This is a genomic window from Dickeya oryzae (assembly GCF_009372235.1).
Classification (GTDB): domain Bacteria; phylum Pseudomonadota; class Gammaproteobacteria; order Enterobacterales; family Enterobacteriaceae; genus Dickeya; species Dickeya oryzae.
This window is the reverse complement of record NZ_ML762921.1, coordinates 306725-322721: the sequence shown is the minus strand read 5'-3', so window position 1 is coordinate 322721 and position 15997 is coordinate 306725. Positions and strand designations below refer to the sequence as shown.

At 54.4% G+C, this 15997-nt stretch carries 16 protein-coding genes; 10 read left to right on the top strand and 6 right to left on the bottom strand.

Going from position 1 to position 15997, the window contains the following annotated elements:
- Positions 1-2: 2 nt before the first annotated feature.
- From fkpB to carB, 6 genes are all read left to right on the top strand, one after another.
- A complete protein-coding gene (fkpB, locus tag FAZ14_RS06610; RefSeq protein ID WP_153508261.1) occupies positions 3-461 on the top strand; it encodes an FKBP-type peptidyl-prolyl cis-trans isomerase in 459 nt (152 codons plus the stop codon).
- On the top strand, positions 458-1408 hold the full coding sequence (gene ispH, locus FAZ14_RS06605) for a 4-hydroxy-3-methylbut-2-enyl diphosphate reductase (protein ID WP_016940645.1): 951 nt from the start codon (positions 458-460) through the stop codon (positions 1406-1408). Before fkpB ends, ispH begins: the two co-directional genes overlap by 4 nt.
- Before the next feature lie 71 nt (positions 1409-1479).
- Positions 1480-2397 carry a ribonucleoside hydrolase RihC gene (gene rihC, locus FAZ14_RS06600; protein ID WP_153508260.1) on the top strand — a complete coding sequence of 306 codons (918 nt, stop codon included), beginning with the start codon at positions 1480-1482 and terminating at the stop codon, positions 2395-2397.
- 207 nt (positions 2398-2604) lie between these two features.
- Positions 2605-3426: a 4-hydroxy-tetrahydrodipicolinate reductase gene (dapB, locus tag FAZ14_RS06595; protein ID WP_016940643.1), complete on the top strand. Its 822-nt coding sequence runs from the start codon at positions 2605-2607 to the stop codon at positions 3424-3426.
- A gap of 454 nt (positions 3427-3880) precedes the next feature.
- A complete protein-coding gene (gene carA / locus FAZ14_RS06590; protein WP_029456246.1) occupies positions 3881-5026 on the top strand; it encodes a glutamine-hydrolyzing carbamoyl-phosphate synthase small subunit in 1146 nt (381 codons plus the stop codon).
- An 87-nt stretch (positions 5027-5113) separates the two neighbouring features.
- Positions 5114-8338, top strand: coding sequence for a carbamoyl-phosphate synthase large subunit (carB, locus tag FAZ14_RS06585; RefSeq protein WP_016940641.1), 3225 nt, complete (start codon positions 5114-5116; stop codon positions 8336-8338).
- A gap of 140 nt (positions 8339-8478) precedes the next feature.
- Here carB and FAZ14_RS06580 read toward each other — a convergent pair whose 3' ends face one another.
- Positions 8479-9093, bottom strand: coding sequence for a LysE family translocator (locus FAZ14_RS06580; protein WP_153508259.1), 615 nt, complete (start codon positions 9091-9093; stop codon positions 8479-8481).
- 160 nt (positions 9094-9253) lie between these two features.
- Here FAZ14_RS06580 and FAZ14_RS06575 point away from each other — a divergent pair, with 160 nt between their 5' ends.
- The 4 genes from FAZ14_RS06575 (at position 9254) to FAZ14_RS06560 (ending at position 11551) form a co-directional block, all read left to right on the top strand.
- Entirely contained in the window at positions 9254-10027 is a 774-nt protein-coding gene (locus FAZ14_RS06575) for a threonine/serine exporter family protein (protein ID WP_029456242.1), read from the top strand.
- On the top strand, positions 10021-10491 hold the full coding sequence (locus tag FAZ14_RS06570) for a threonine/serine exporter (protein WP_016940639.1): 471 nt from the start codon (positions 10021-10023) through the stop codon (positions 10489-10491). The genes FAZ14_RS06575 and FAZ14_RS06570 overlap by 7 nt, the downstream gene beginning before the upstream one ends.
- A 147-nt stretch (positions 10492-10638) precedes the next feature.
- On the top strand, positions 10639-11121 hold the full coding sequence (gene folA / locus FAZ14_RS06565; protein ID WP_016940638.1) for a type 3 dihydrofolate reductase: 483 nt from the start codon (positions 10639-10641) through the stop codon (positions 11119-11121).
- 235 nt (positions 11122-11356) lie between these two features.
- Complete coding sequence (locus FAZ14_RS06560; RefSeq protein WP_016940637.1) at positions 11357-11551, top strand: hypothetical protein; 195 nt, start codon at positions 11357-11359, stop codon at positions 11549-11551.
- A gap of 39 nt (positions 11552-11590) precedes the next feature.
- Here FAZ14_RS06560 and apaH read toward each other — a convergent pair whose 3' ends face one another.
- Genes apaH through surA form a run of 5 tightly spaced genes read right to left on the bottom strand, consistent with a single transcriptional unit; the run spans position 11591 to position 15946 of the window.
- The gene (apaH, locus tag FAZ14_RS06555) at positions 11591-12442 is read right to left on the bottom strand and encodes a bis(5'-nucleosyl)-tetraphosphatase (symmetrical) ApaH (protein WP_016940636.1); all 852 of its coding nucleotides are present in this window, start codon (positions 12440-12442) and stop codon (positions 11591-11593) included.
- A 6-nt stretch (positions 12443-12448) separates the two neighbouring features.
- Positions 12449-12826: a Co2+/Mg2+ efflux protein ApaG gene (gene apaG, locus FAZ14_RS06550; RefSeq protein WP_016940635.1), complete on the bottom strand. Its 378-nt coding sequence runs from the start codon at positions 12824-12826 to the stop codon at positions 12449-12451.
- 15 nt (positions 12827-12841) lie between these two features.
- On the bottom strand, positions 12842-13660 hold the full coding sequence (gene rsmA, locus FAZ14_RS06545) for a 16S rRNA (adenine(1518)-N(6)/adenine(1519)-N(6))-dimethyltransferase RsmA (RefSeq protein WP_153508258.1): 819 nt from the start codon (positions 13658-13660) through the stop codon (positions 12842-12844).
- Positions 13653-14654, bottom strand: coding sequence for a 4-hydroxythreonine-4-phosphate dehydrogenase PdxA (gene pdxA / locus FAZ14_RS06540; RefSeq protein ID WP_016940633.1), 1002 nt, complete (start codon positions 14652-14654; stop codon positions 13653-13655). The genes rsmA and pdxA overlap by 8 nt, the downstream gene beginning before the upstream one ends.
- Positions 14654-15946 carry a peptidylprolyl isomerase SurA gene (surA, locus tag FAZ14_RS06535; protein WP_016940632.1) on the bottom strand — a complete coding sequence of 431 codons (1293 nt, stop codon included), beginning with the start codon at positions 15944-15946 and terminating at the stop codon, positions 14654-14656. The genes pdxA and surA overlap by 1 nt, the downstream gene beginning before the upstream one ends.
- Positions 15947-15997 lie beyond the last annotated feature (51 nt).

Below are 15997 nucleotides of genomic sequence, written 5' to 3'. Positions count from 1 at the left end.
GCATGACGGAATTCGTGACAAACGGCAGCGAAGTGCTGGTGCATTTTACGCTGATGCTGGAAGACGGTTCCGTGGCGGAAGCCACCCGCGACGGCGGTAAACCGGCGATGTTTCGGCTGGGAGATGGTAGCCTGTCGGCGGCGCTGGAGGCTCAATTGCTGGGTTTGCAGGTCGGCGATAAGCGTACATTCAGCCTGCCGCCGGAGTCTGCTTTTGGTCCGTCGAATCCCGACTTGATCCAATTCTTCCTGCGCCGTGATTTTGTGCAGACCGGGGTGCCCGAAGTGGGCACCATCATGCTGTTTAGCGGTATGGCGGGCAATGACATGCCAGGCATCATCCGTGAGGTGGCAGAAGAGTCGGTGACGGTGGATTTCAACCACCCGTTGGCCGGGCATACCATCACGTTTGACGTAGAAGTACTGGAGATTCATCCCCCTTCTGACGGAGGCAATGCATGAAAATCCTGCTGGCTAATCCCCGTGGATTCTGTGCTGGTGTTGATCGCGCTATCAGTATTGTCGAGCGGGCGCTGGAAGTGTACGGCGCACCGATTTACGTCCGTCATGAAGTGGTACATAACCGCTATGTGGTGGAAGGATTACGCGATCGCGGCGCTGTCTTTATCGAACAAATCGAAGATGTACCGGATGGTGCGATTCTGATCTTCTCCGCGCACGGTGTATCGCAGGCGGTGAGAGCGGAAGCCAAAAGCCGTGAATTGACCGTTTTTGATGCGACCTGTCCGCTGGTAACAAAAGTGCATATGGAAGTGGCGCGTGCCAGCCGTAAGGGGACGGAAGCTATCCTGATAGGCCACGCCGGACACCCGGAAGTGGAAGGCACGATGGGCCAGTACAGCAACCCGGCTGGGGGCATGTACCTGGTAGAAGGGCCGGAGGACGTCTGGTCACTGCAGGTAAAGGATGAAACCAATCTCTGTTTCATGACCCAGACGACCTTGTCGGTGGATGATACCTCGGCGGTCATCGATGCGCTGCGGGCACGTTTCCCGCAGATTATCGGGCCGCGCAAAGATGATATCTGTTACGCCACCACCAACCGTCAGGAAGCGGTACGTAACCTGGCGGCGCAGGCCAATGTGGTGCTGGTGGTCGGTTCAAAAAACTCCTCTAATTCCAATCGTCTGGCCGAGTTGTCACAGCGTGTGGGCAAACCGTCTTACCTGATTGATTCTGCGGATGATATTCGGGAAGAGTGGCTAAAGGGTGTCGCTTGTGTGGGGGTGACCGCCGGGGCTTCTGCGCCGGACGTGCTGGTTCAGCAAGTCATTAAACGTCTGCAAAGCATGGGGGGGGAGGTGGCCATGGAGATGGAAGGTCGCGCAGAGAACATCGTGTTTGAAGTGCCGAAAGAATTGCGTATGGACGTTCGTGAAGTGGAGTAAGTCCTTCGCCTCATTGTTAAAAATGATGCCAGACGATGAAAATCGCCTGGCATTTTTTTGGGAGAACGCGCATGAACCGAATCCCCATTATTCTGGATACTGACCCAGGCATCGACGATGCTGTTGCCATCGCGGCGGCGTTGTTTGCCCCTGAACTGGATCTGAAGCTCATTACGACAGTGGCAGGCAATGTGGACGTGGAAAAAACCACGCGCAATGCGCTACAGCTCCTGCATTTTTGGGACGCAGTCGTGCCGGTGGCGCAAGGGGCGGCGACACCGTTGGTACGTCCGCTGCGTGACGCTGCCTATGTTCATGGTGAGTCTGGCATGGAAGGCTATGACTTTGTGGCGCATGAACGCACAGCGCTGGAAACGTCTGCCGTCCAGGCCATGTATGACTGCCTTAACCGTAGCACTGAGCCTGTCACGCTGGTGACCATCGGGCCGCTGACCAATGTCGCCTTACTGCTGACGCTTTACCCGCAGTGTAAAAAACAGATTAAACGTCTGGTGATGATGGGGGGATCGTCAGGGCGTGGTAATTTCACGCCGAATGCGGAATTTAATATGGCGATCGACCCGGAGGCGGCGGCGCGTGTCTTCGACAGCGGTATCGATATCGTGATGTGTGGGCTGGATGTGACCAATGAGGCGGTGCTGACGCCGGATTATCTGGCGACACTGCCAGGCCTTAACCGTACCGGCGCCATGTTGCATGCGCTGTTCAGCCATTATCGCAGCGGTAGTATGGCGACTGGTTTGCGTATGCACGATCTGTGCGCTATTGCTTATCTGGTGAAACCCAGCCTGTTTACCCTGCAACACTGTTTTGTCGCGGTGGAAACGCAGGGAGAATATACCGCGGGTACCACGGTGGTGGATCTCCAGCATCGGTTGCATCGCCCGGCTAATGCACAGGTGGCGCTAGCGTTGGATGTTACGAGGTTTCGCGCCTTGGTGGCGCAGGTGTTGGCTTTAGCGCCTTAATGTTTTGGTTAAGCCATGCCCGCCTGCTCAGGGGGTTATGGCCATAACCTGGCTCATAACGCGCGCTTGCTAAACAATAGCTTTTACTGATATCCCCGCGGGTTTGTCATAAATTTCTAATTACGGGGGTTTTCGGCTGGCAGCGCCCGGCTGGGCTGGTTAACCTGAGAGCCTTTTCTCACTTATCAACAAATAAAGAGTACGAATATGCGTGATGCACAAATCCGCGTCGCCATCGCAGGAGCGGGTGGCCGCATGGGGCGGCAGTTGATTCAGGCTGCGTTACAGATGGAAGGCGTTGTACTGGGTGCGGCGCTGGAACGTGAAGGTTCATCTTTGCTGGGGAGTGACGCGGGAGAGTTGGCCGGGGCAGGGAAAACGGATGTCACCGTACAGAGCAGTCTTGAGGCGGTGGTGAACGATTTCGACGTGTTTATCGATTTTACCCGTCCGGAAGGTACGCTCAGTCACCTCGCGTTTTGTCGCCAGCACGGCAAAGGGATGGTGATCGGTACCACCGGTTTTGACGACGCCGGTAAAGCGGCGATTCAGCAGGCTGCCGCCGACATTGGGATTGTGTTTGCCGCTAACTTTAGCGTTGGCGTGAATGTGTTGCTCAAGCTGCTGGAAAAAGCGGCCAAAGTCATGGGTGACTACACGGACATTGAGATCATTGAGGCGCACCACCGTCATAAAGTGGACGCGCCATCAGGCACGGCATTAGCGATGGGCGAAGCGATCGCCGGGGCATTGGGTCGTGACCTGAAAGCGTGTGCGGTTTATGCACGTGAAGGGTATACCGGTGAACGTGAGCCAAAAAGCATCGGTTTTGCCACCATTCGGGCTGGAGATATCGTGGGAGAGCACACGGCGATGTTTGCAGACATCGGCGAACGCATCGAGATAACACACAAGGCTTCCAGTCGTATGACATTCGCAAATGGCGCTGTCAGGTCTGCATTGTGGGTAAGCTCTCATAATCATGGTCTTTTTGATATGAAAGATGTGTTGGGGCTTGATGATTTGTAAGGTGTGGCTCTCTGGTTTTTTATTAATGTATTGATTTTAATGGCGCTAAAAATAGCGCCATTGTTTTATGTGATAAATGATGGTTTGGTTTGTATTTTGGTCTATGTTCGATATTTTTAATGGTTATCTATCTTTTCTTCCATTGTCTGTTGGCCGTTTATGATTCAGGTGGCCTATTTTGACGTGATTTTAATCATTCTTTCATTCATTGCTGCTGGCAACCGTTTACTTTTACCAGTTGATGTATGTTTTTACCGATATGGCGATGTATTACTTCCTGAAGCCATAAAATAGTGAAAAAAAATCCGGTTTGGCTAGACAACAGTCAGGGGCATCATTAAAATGCGCGCAATTTGCCAAAAATTTGCCTTACAGGTGGTTTTTGCATTGATTTAGTCCATTAAATCTGAATTAATATGCAAATAACATGATTTTTTATTCCTTGGAGGGTGTTTTGATTAAGTCAGCGCTATTGGTTCTGGAAGACGGAACCCAATTCCACGGTCGGGCCATTGGGGCAGAGGGAACGGCAGTGGGGGAAGTCGTTTTCAATACGTCAATGACCGGTTATCAAGAAATCCTCACTGATCCTTCCTATTCCCGCCAGATTGTCACTCTTACTTATCCCCATATCGGAAATGTCGGCACCAACAAAGCCGATGAAGAATCTCCCGCCGTTCATGCTCAGGGTTTGGTTATCCGTGATTTACCCCTGATTGCCAGCAACTACCGCAACGAAGAAAGCCTGTCTGATTACCTCAAACGCAACAATATTGTGGCGATCGCGGATATCGACACTCGCAAACTGACGCGGTTGCTGCGTGAAAAAGGCGCGCAGAATGGCTGTATCATCGCCGGTGACGCGCCGGATGCGGCGCTGGCGCTGGAAAAGGCTAAAGCGTTCCCCGGCCTGAAAGGGATGGATCTGGCGAAAGAAGTGACCACCCACTCCAGTTATAGCTGGTTGCAGGGTAGCTGGACGCTGGAAGGCGACTTGCCAGCAGCAAAAACCGAGAACGAACTGCCGTATCATGTGGTGGCGTATGACTACGGTGTGAAGCGTAATATCCTGCGTATGCTGGTGGATCGCGGCTGCCGCCTGACGGTCGTACCCGCGCAAACCCCGGCCGAGGATGTGCTGAAACTCAATCCGGACGGTATTTTCCTCTCCAACGGTCCTGGCGATCCGGAGCCGTGCGATTACGCCATCAAGGCGATTAAAGCCTTTCTGGAAACCGATATTCCAGTGTTCGGCATTTGTCTGGGCCACCAGTTGCTGGCGCTGGCCAGTGGCGCGAAAACCGTCAAGATGAAGTTTGGCCACCACGGCGGCAACCACCCGGTGAAAGATCTGGACGGTAATCGTGTGATGATCACCGCGCAAAACCACGGCTTTGCGGTAGACGAAACGTCGCTGCCCGCCACACTGCGTGCAACGCACAAATCGCTGTTTGATGGTTCGCTGCAGGGCATTCATCGTACTGATAAAGCGGCATTCAGTTTTCAGGGGCACCCTGAAGCCAGCCCCGGCCCACATGATGCCGCGCCGCTGTTTGATCACTTCATCGAGCTGATTGAGTCTTATCGTAACACCAAATAATCAGAATCCGTTTAGTCACGCTGCGATAAAAGAACAGGGCGAAAGTGCCAGCGCGGCGGTGAGTAAACGGGTTCGCAGGAGCGAAAAATGCCAAAACGTACAGACATAAAAAGTATCCTGATTCTCGGTGCCGGTCCGATCGTGATCGGTCAGGCGTGCGAGTTTGACTACTCCGGCGCTCAGGCGTGTAAGGCGCTGCGTGAAGAAGGCTACCGCGTGATTCTGGTGAACTCCAACCCGGCCACGATTATGACCGACCCGGAGATGGCCGACGCCACCTACATTGAACCGATTCACTGGGAAGTGGTGCGCAAAATCATCGAAAAAGAACGTCCGGATGCCGTATTGCCGACGATGGGCGGTCAGACGGCGCTGAACTGCGCGCTGGAACTGGAACGTCAGGGGGTGCTGGCAGAGTTCGGCGTTACCATGATTGGTGCGACCGCTGATGCCATCGATAAGGCGGAAGATCGTCGCCGTTTCGATATCGCGATGAAAAAAATCGGCCTTGAAACCGCACGTTCCGGCATTGCCCACAATATGGACGAAGCGCTGGCAGTCGCGGCGGATGTGGGGTATCCCTGCATCATTCGCCCGTCTTTCACCATGGGTGGCACGGGCGGTGGTATTGCTTATAACCGTGAAGAGTTCGAAGAAATTTGTACCCGTGGTCTGGATTTGTCACCGACCAAGGAACTGTTGATCGACGAATCGTTGATCGGCTGGAAAGAGTATGAAATGGAAGTGGTGCGGGATAAAAACGATAACTGCATCATCGTCTGCTCTATCGAAAACCTCGATGCGATGGGGATCCACACCGGTGACTCCATCACTGTCGCACCGGCACAAACCCTGACCGACAAGGAATACCAAATCATGCGTAACGCCTCGATGGCGGTACTGCGTGAAATCGGGGTAGAAACCGGCGGCTCCAACGTGCAGTTTGCGGTCAACCCGAAAACCGGGCGTCTGATCGTTATTGAAATGAACCCGCGTGTATCCCGCTCCTCGGCGCTGGCTTCTAAAGCGACCGGTTTCCCGATCGCCAAGATCGCCGCCAAACTGGCTGTGGGTTATACGCTCGATGAACTGATGAACGACATTACCGGCGGGCGTACCCCGGCATCGTTCGAACCGTCCATCGATTATGTGGTTACCAAGATCCCGCGCTTTAACTTCGAAAAGTTCGCTGGTGCTAACGATCGTCTGACGACGCAGATGAAATCGGTGGGTGAAGTGATGGCGATCGGCCGTACCCAGCAGGAGTCGCTGCAGAAAGCGCTGCGTGGTCTGGAAGTCGGGGCGACCGGTTTCGATCCTAAAGTGAGTCTGGACGATCCGGAGGCACTGACTAAAATCCGCCGCGAATTGAAAGACGCCGGTGCCGATCGTATCTGGTATCTGGCGGACGCATTCCGTGCAGGTATGTCGGTTGACGGCGTATTCAACCTGACCAACATTGACCGCTGGTTCCTGGTGCAAATCGAAGAACTGGTGCGTCTGGAAGAGCAGGTGGCAGAACAAGGCGCTAACGGCCTGACGAAAGAATTCCTGCGCTTGCTCAAACGCAAAGGCTTTGCCGATGCCCGTCTGGCAAAACTGGCCGGTGTATCAGAAGGTGAAATCCGCAAGCTGCGTTACAAATATGATCTGCACCCGGTCTACAAGCGTGTAGATACCTGTGCCGCTGAGTTCGCCACCGATACCGCCTACATGTACTCCACGTATGACGAGGAGTGCGAGGCCAACCCGAATCAGGATCGTGACAAGGTAATGGTACTGGGCGGTGGCCCGAACCGTATCGGTCAGGGGATTGAGTTCGACTATTGCTGTGTACATGCGGCGCTGGCGCTGCGTGAAGACGGCTATGAAACCATTATGGTCAACTGTAACCCGGAAACCGTCTCTACTGACTACGATACGTCCGATCGCCTCTACTTCGAGCCGGTAACGCTGGAAGACGTGCTGGAGATCGTGCGTATTGAGCAGCCTAAGGGCGTTATCGTGCAGTACGGCGGACAGACACCGTTGAAACTGGCGCGTCAGCTTGAGGCCGCGGGTGTGCCGGTGATCGGCACCAGCCCGGATGCCATCGACCGTGCGGAAGACCGTGAGCGCTTCCAACAGGCGGTCAACCGCCTTGGTCTGAAGCAACCGGCCAACGCCACGGTCAGCACCATCGACCAGGCGGTGGAAAAAGCCGTTAACATCGGCTATCCGCTGGTGGTTCGCCCGTCTTACGTGCTGGGCGGCCGGGCGATGGAAATCGTGTATGACGAAATCGACTTGCGTCGTTACTTCCAGACGGCGGTCAGTGTTTCCAACGATGCGCCGGTGCTGCTGGACCGTTTCCTGGATGACGCGGTGGAAGTGGATGTGGACGCTATCTGCGACGGTGAGCGCGTCTTGATTGGCGGCATCATGGAACATATCGAACAGGCGGGTGTGCACTCCGGTGACTCGGCCTGTTCGCTGCCAGCTTATACCCTGAGCAAAGAGATTCAGGATGTGATGCGCCAGCAGGTGGAAAAACTGGCGTTCGAGCTTGCGGTGCGTGGCCTGATGAATGTGCAGTTCGCGGTGAAAAACAACGAAGTGTACCTGATTGAGGTGAACCCGCGTGCGGCGCGTACCGTGCCGTTTGTTTCCAAAGCCACAGGGGTTCCGCTGGCGAAAGTGGCAGCGCGTGTGATGGTTGGGCAAACGCTGGCGCAGCAGGGCGTCACCAAAGAGGTGATCCCGCCGTACTATTCCGTTAAGGAAGTGGTGCTGCCGTTTAATAAATTCCCCGGTGTGGACCCGATCCTCGGGCCGGAAATGCGTTCTACCGGTGAAGTGATGGGGGTAGGGCGTACCTTTGCTGAAGCCTTTGCCAAGGCGATGCTGGGCAGTAACTCATCGATGAAGAAAACTGGCCGCGCGTTGCTGTCGGTACGTGAGGGTGACAAGGCCCGCGTGGTGGATTTGGCGGCCAAGCTGCTCAAGCACGGTTTTGAACTGGATGCGACTCACGGCACTGCGGTGGTGTTGGGTGAGGCCGGTATCAATCCGCGTCTGGTGAACAAGGTGCATGAAGGCCGTCCACATATTCAGGACCGCATCAAGAATGGCGAGTATACCTATATCGTCAATACCACGGCAGGTCGTCAGGCAATCGAAGATTCCAAACTGATTCGCCGCAGTGCGCTGCAGTATAAAGTGCATTACGACACCACCATGAATGGCGGTTTTGCTACAGCGATGTCGCTGAATGCTGACCCAACCGAGCAGGTCATTTCCGTTCAGGAAATGCATGCCCGTATTCAGGGATAATGGCTAAAAACGCGCCTGGGTTCAGGTGCGTTGTCGTGAAATCGTGAAAGGTCAATCATGAAAGGCCTATCATGAAAAATAAAACCGGCCTGGTGCGTGGCATCAGGCCGGTTTTTTTCGTCTGTTATCAGGGTGGCGGTTTAGCTTAACGCCACCTTGATTCCCAGTGTAATCAACACGCCGCCAAGCAGTTTGTCGATCAGTTTTTGCGCTTTGGTCAGGCCGCGACGTACCGGTTCGCTCTGAATCAGAATGACCAGCAGCGGCCACCAGATAAGCGTCAGTCCCAGGATTATCCCGGCGTACCACAACTTTTCCCCCAAGCTGGAGTTCAGCCCCAACACCTGGGTGAAGACCGCCAGAAAAAACAGTGTCGCTTTCGGGTTCAGCAGGTTGCAGAGATAGCCCTGGAGGAAGGCTTTCCACAATCCGACGCGCTGCGGCGTCAGGCCGGACAAATCCAGTTTACTGCCGCCGCGTGAGCACAGCGCCTGAATGCCCAGCCAGATCAGGTAAGCAGCACCGACGTATTTCAGCAAGCTGAATAGCCAGGGCGTGGTGGTGATGACGACCGCCAGACCCGCGACACAATACGTCATATGAGTGGCAACACCGGCAATCACACCGACAGTGGTCATCATGGCGGCCAGCCGTGGGTAACGTACCGCATTTTTGATCACCAGAAAAAAGTCCGGGCCGGGAGATATCATCCCCAGTGCAGCGATGGTCGCCACGAATAAAGAGGTTTCAAGCATGATGGATCACGTATGACAATCAAGGATTCGACGAAAAAAGATGGGCATAATACCGTCAGTGGCATTTTTTCGCACTATCAATCATCGATTTGAAATGTTAATAAACTTATAAAAACCACGCTTATAGTGGTTGTACTCAGGACAGGGGACGAAGCGCAAGATGGTAAATGAAACCACACAGCAGAGGGATATTACCCGATTGTGTATTCAGTGTGCACTGCTGCTATTGCAGCATGGTGCGGAAAGTATGTTGGTCGAGCAACTTTCGTCACGACTTGGCGTGGCATTAGGAATGGACGCGGTAGAAAGCTCGATTTCGGCTAACGCGATAGTGCTGACCACCATTATGCAAGGACATTGCCTGACATCCACCCGTAAAAATGTGGACAGAGGCATCAACATGCATGTGGTGACGGAAGTGCAGCGTGTGGTGATCATGGCAGAACATAAACTGCTGGATGTGGCGGGTGTGGCAAAGCGCTTTAGCCATATCAAACCGTTGCGTTACCCGCGTTGGCTGATGGTGACGATTGTAGCGTTGTCGTGCGGCTGTTTTAGCCGTTTAAACGGCGGCGGTTGGGACGCGTTTCTGGTGACGCTGATTGCCAGTGGTATGGCGATGTATGTTCGTCAGGTTCTGACCGTCCGGCACCTTAACCCATTGATCAATTTCTGTATTACCGCCTTTGTGGCGACATCGGCATCCGGGTTGTTGATGCGGGTGCCTGTTCTTGAGCACAGCTCCTCCGTGGCAATGGCGGCCAGCGTATTGTTGCTGGTACCCGGCTTTCCGCTGATTAATGCGGTCGCCGATATGTTTAAAGGCCATGTGAACACCGGGCTGGCACGCTGGACGATGGCCAGCCTGCTGACGCTGGCGACCTGTATTGGTGTGGTAACGGCAATGGTAGTATGGGGGCTGCAAGGATGGTGATTGAACTGGTTTGGGCGTTGCTTCAGGACATGGTGCTGGCCGCGGTGCCAGCGGTCGGTTTTGCCATGGTATTTAACGTACCAATGCGGGCGTTGCCGTATTGCGCATTACTTGGCGCATTGGGGCATAGTATGCGCTTTTTGATGATTCGCTTCGGTATCCCTATCGAGCTGGCGACTTTTGTGGCATCGATCATGGTGGGGATCATCGGTATTCGCTGGTCCCGCTGGTTCCTGGCTCACCCTAAAGTCTTTACCGTTGCAGCGGTGATCCCGATGTTCCCCGGTATTTCAGCTTATACGGCGATGATTTCGGTGGTGCAGCTTTCCCAGCATGGATATAGCGAAGCGTTGATACAAACGCTGATCACCAACTTCCTGAAAGCCAGTTTTATCGTTGGGGCACTGTCTATTGGGCTGTCGCTGCCGGGGGTCTGGATTTATCGTAAACGCCCAGGGGTGTAGCACTTCGTCTTTCTCTTGAAAGATTCGGTGCTCTTTTAAGGCATTCAGTGTTCTCTTAAATAGTGGGGGGCGACCCGGTAAGCATATCGACGCATGGGCAGGCTTTCCGTATAGTGGCACCAATTTTGTAGCCTGTAGGGTTTTACCATGGTGATTAGTTTGATTGCCGCACTGGCAGTGGATCGTGTGATCGGAATGGAGAACGCCATGCCGTGGCACCTGCCAGCTGATTTGGCGTGGTTTAAGCGCAATACACTCAACAAACCCGTGATTATGGGGCGTAATACGTTCCGCTCTATCGGGCGGCCGCTGCCGGGACGACTGAACATTGTGGTGAGCAGTCAACCAGGCGACGATGAACGGGTAACCTGGGTGACGTCACTGGATGCGGCGCTGGCGGCGGCTGGCGATGTGGAAGAAGTGATGGTGATCGGTGGAGGCAGCATTTATCAGCAGATGCTGCCGCAAGCCGGTCGCCTTTATCTGACCCATATTGACGCTGAGGTGGAAGGCGATACCCATTTCCCGGATTATGAACCGGATGAGTGGGTATCGACGTTCAGTGAATTCCATGATGCTGATGAGCAAAACTCTCACAGTTATTGCTTCGAAATCCTCGACCGTCGCTAAGTGCGCTTGTCTGCGATAACGCTCTGTCGGTCATACGATAGCCAGCCAGCTAAACCCGTCTTATGACGGGTTTTTTCGTTTTCTGTGCTTACAGCGAAAGGCTTTTCATGCCTCTCAACCCATAAGACACATTTTCGTCATCTGCCATCGTTAGTATAAAGATGAGTAACAGCTTTCGTTGTTAAATCAACGATGTCAGTGATCCGCTGTGTTTGATAAGCAGGAGACCGTACGCATGACGAATAGAAACAGCAATCTGAATACTGACCGTTTGAGCGATCCACGTCGCCGTGAATTGCCCTCAGGTGATCTGGAAGTCGTTGGTCTGGCCGGATTTCTTGGCGGCGGTATCTGGTCGATTCCCGCCAGGGCGTCAGCCGAGCCGTCGTCCCAAAAGGTTCCGTCTGGGACGACGTTTTCGTTGCTATGACATGATGAGCACGGCTTTGGATAATAGGGGCGCTGTTACTTATCCGTTCAGCGCGATATCGCCAGAAAACTCGGTATTGGATGAGAGTGACGGTTGCGTGAAATAGCGCTTATCATCCCAACGCAGACAAGTGAGTGAGCCACCCCAGCAGCAGCCGGTATCCAGCGCGTAGATACCTTCCGGCGTGCCTTTTCCTTCCAACGATGCCCAGTGACCAAACGCAATAGCGTATTCGGTTGGAACCGGGCCCGGTAGAGCAAACCAGGGCTTAAGCAGCGACGGTGCCTGTGAGGGCGCCTCTTTACACAGCATATCGAGCTGACCGCCTGAAAAGCAGTAGCGCATGCGGGTAAATACGTTGGTACTAAAGCGCAAACGCGCCAGCCCACTCAATTCCGGGCTCCAATGATTCGGCATATCGCCGTACATCGCATCCAGAAACAGCGGGTAGCTGTCGCTGCTGAGGATCGCTTCGACTTCCCGAGCGCACATTTTGGCGGTGTCCAGATCCCATTGCGGCGTGATACCGGCGTGGGTCATCACCAGCTTACGTTCTTCGTCTACCTGCAATAGTGGCTGGCGTCGCAGCCAGTTGATCAGATCGTCCGCGTCCGGTGCTGACAACAGTGGATCCAGGCGATCTTTGGGCTTATTGCGGCTGATACCCGCGTATACCGCCAGGAGATGGAGATCGTGGTTGCCGAGCACCATACGCACTGAATCGCCCAGTGAGCGCACATAGCGCAACACATCCAGCGAATCGGGGCCACGCGCGACCAGATCGCCGGTCAGCCATAGCGTGTCACTTTCGGGGTTAAACGCAACGTGCGCCAGCAACGATTTGAGCTCGACGGCACAGCCGTGAACATCGCCAATAAGATAGGTAGCCATAATCTTTCAATGTATCAATGAGGGAATGGCCAGGCGGAATACCGTAATGGGAACCTGAAATGTTTCACCCTGATGATCAATCATCTGGTAATGACCTTCCATGGTGCCCATCGGCGTTTCCAGAATGGCGCCGCTGGTATACTGGAATTCGCTGCCTGGCTGAATGACAGGCTGCAGGCCGACCACGCCCTCACCCTGTACTTCAGTTTGTTTGCCGTTGCCGTTGGTAATCATCCAGTAACGGTTAAGCAGTTTGACGTCATGACGACCGAGATTGCGGATAGTGATGGTATACGCGAAGACGAAACGACCTTCTTCTGGCTGAGATTGCGCTTCTACATAGAAGCTCTGAACCTGTATACACACTCGGGGCGCATTCATCATGACGACAACTCCAGCTTATTCCTGCGATGTGGGGTGCGCGGTCAGCCACTCGGCCAGACGGCAATATTGCGCAATAGTGACGTTTTCAGCCCGGGTGTTAGGGTCCACTTCCAGTGCAGTCAATTGCTCTGGCGTGAACAGGTTACCCAGACTGTTACGCAACGTTTTACGCCGCTGATTAAAGGCTTCCGTGGTAATCCGGCTCAGGATACGGGTATCCACAGCCGGATAAGGCGACGTCGTGTGCGGTACCAGCCGCACTACCGCAGAATCCACTTTAGGGGCCGGTTTGAAGGCGGTCGGCGGCACTTCAAGCACCGGAATTACCTGACAATAATACTGCGCCATCACACTCAGACGACCATAGGCCTTGCTGTTTGGCCCTGCCACCAGCCGGTTGACCACTTCTTTTTGCAACATGAAGTGCATGTCGTGAATAGCCTGAGTATAGCTGAACAGGTGGAACATCAGCGGTGTCGAAATATTATACGGCAGGTTACCAAAAACCCGCAGTGGTTGTCCCGCCTGTTGTGACAGGGCGGCAAAGTCCACGGTCATCGCGTCCTGCTGGATGATGGTCAGCTTATCCTTGAGCGTCGGATGCACCTCCAGCCGTGCGGCCAGATCGCGGTCCAGTTCGACGACGGTAAAGCGGTCGATACGTTCGCCGACAGGAATAGTTAACGCCCCCAGACCGGGGCCGATTTCTACCATGGCCTGACCCGGCTGCGGGTGGATGGCAGAAACAATACTGTCGATCACAAACTGATCGTTGAGAAAATTCTGGCCAAAACGCTTACGCGCGAAGTGACCTTGATGGACGCGATTATTCATTACGGTTAGCAATCATATGTAGAGCGAGATTCAATGCGGTGCCAAAGCTGCCCGGATCGGCCTGACCGCGACCGGCAAGTTCCAGCGCGGTGCCGTGATCGACGGACGTGCGGATAAACGGCAGCCCCAGCGTGATGTTGACGGCTCGACCAAAGCCCTGATATTTCAGTACCGGCAAACCCTGGTCGTGATACATCGCCAACACTGCGTCGGCGTGTTCGAGGTACTTGGGTTGGAATAAGGTGTCGGCAGGCAGCGGGCCAACCAGTTTAATACCAGACTGGCGCAGTTCATCCAGCGCGGGAATAATGACATCCAGTTCTTCACGCCCCATATGGCCGCCTTCGCCAGCATGTGGGTTTAAACCGCAGACGTAGATGACCGGTTGGGCGAGGCCAAATTTGCGCTGCAAATCCTGATGCAGAATAGTAATCACTTCGTGCAGGCTATCGCGGGTGATGGCATCCGATACGGCCTTTAATGGCAGATGCGTGGTCGCCAGCGCAACCCGTAACTCCTCAGTCGCCAGCATCATCACCACACGTGAACAGTGACTGCGTTCGGCAAAGAATTCTGTATGGCCGGAAAATGCAATGCCTGACTCGTTGATAATGCCTTTGTGTACCGGACCGGTGATCAGCGCGGCAAAATCGCCTTTCAGACAACCATCACAGGCGCGGGCCAGCGTATCGAGCACATAGCGGCTGTTCAACACGTTCAACTGCCCTGGCACCACCGTAGCATTGGTGGCAACCGGCAGCAGCGTCAGCGTACCTGCCGCTTGCGGTTGCGCCGCCAGGTGCGGTTGGTATTCACGCAAGGTTAGCGGGAGTTTCAGCGCCAGCGCACGGCTTAACAGCAGCTCGGCATCGGCACATACCACCAGTTCCACCGGCCAGCTTTGCTGGGCCAGTGCAACAACCACATCGGGACCAATCCCGGCGGGTTCGCCGGGGGTAATCACGACTCGCTGTACCTGCGTTTCAATGGACATCAGTTCTGACCATTCAGGATTTTCACGTATGCCGACGCGCGTTTTTCCTGCATCCAGGTTTGGGCTTCTTCGGCAAATTTACGGTTAAACAGCATGCGATAGGCACGATCCTTCTGGGCTACGTCGGTCTTGTCCACCTGACGGGTATCCAGCAGTTGGATCAGGTGCCAGCCAAAGGAGGAGTGCACAGGTGCGCTGATTTCGCCTTTTTTCAGGTCCATCAACGCATCGCGGAATGCCGGGTCATACATCTCGGGTGATGCCCATCCCAGGTCGCCACCCTGATTGGCCGAGCCCGGATCCTGAGATAACTGTTTGGCGGCGGTGGCAAAGCTCAGCTTGCCACTTCTGATTTGGCTTGCCACCTCTTCGAGTTTAGCTTTGGCTTGCGCGTCGTTCATGACGACCGAGGTTGTCAGCAGAATGTGACGGGCATGCACTTCGGTGACCGATACGGCCTGAGAGCCGCCACGGGTATCGTTAATACGTAGAATATGGAAGCCGACACCAGAACGGATTGGCCCAATGATCTGGCCTTTCTGCGGGTTAGCCAGACGCTCGGCAAACAACGATGGCAGTTCTTGCGGACGACCCCAACCCATCTGCCCGCCTTTCAGTGCTTGTGGGTCGGCAGAGTAGGTAATCGCCAGTTTGCCGAAGTCAGCACCCTGAGAGGCTTCTTTCACCAGACGATTGGCCAGATTTTCTGCTTTATCAACCTGATCTTGCGTCGGGTTTTCCGGCAGCGGGATCAAAATTTGGCTCAGGTTAACTTCGGGACCGTTTGCTCCCTGGCTGGCAAGCTGCTGAGCCAGCGAGTCCACTTCCTGCGGGAGCACGGTGACACGGCGGCGCACTTCGCTGTTACGCACATCCGCGATCATCATATCTTTGCGGATCTGGTTACGGTAAGTATCGAAACTTATGCCTTCGGCGGCCAGACGGCTGCGCAACTGGTCGAGGCTCATGTGGTTTTGCGCCGCAATATTGGCGATAGAGCGATCCAGTTGGTCATCAGTGACCTGAACCCCCATTTTTTGCGCCATCTGCAGGATGATGTTATCCATGATTAAACGCTCCAGAATCTGGTGACGGAGCGTGGCATCATCCGGCAACTGCTGACCGGCTTCTTGCGCGTTCAGTTTGACGGACTGTAGCAGGCTATTGATATCACTTTCCAGAACCACACTGTTGTCGACGACGGCGGCTATCTTGTTGACCTCTTGTGGGGCCGCAAACGCCATGTTGGCACTCAGTGCCAGTCCCAGGACAAGCGCTCTCCAGTTCTTCATACCTTTCCCGTTAATTTTATCCGCCAGAGCGGGTTACATGTTTAATCGCTA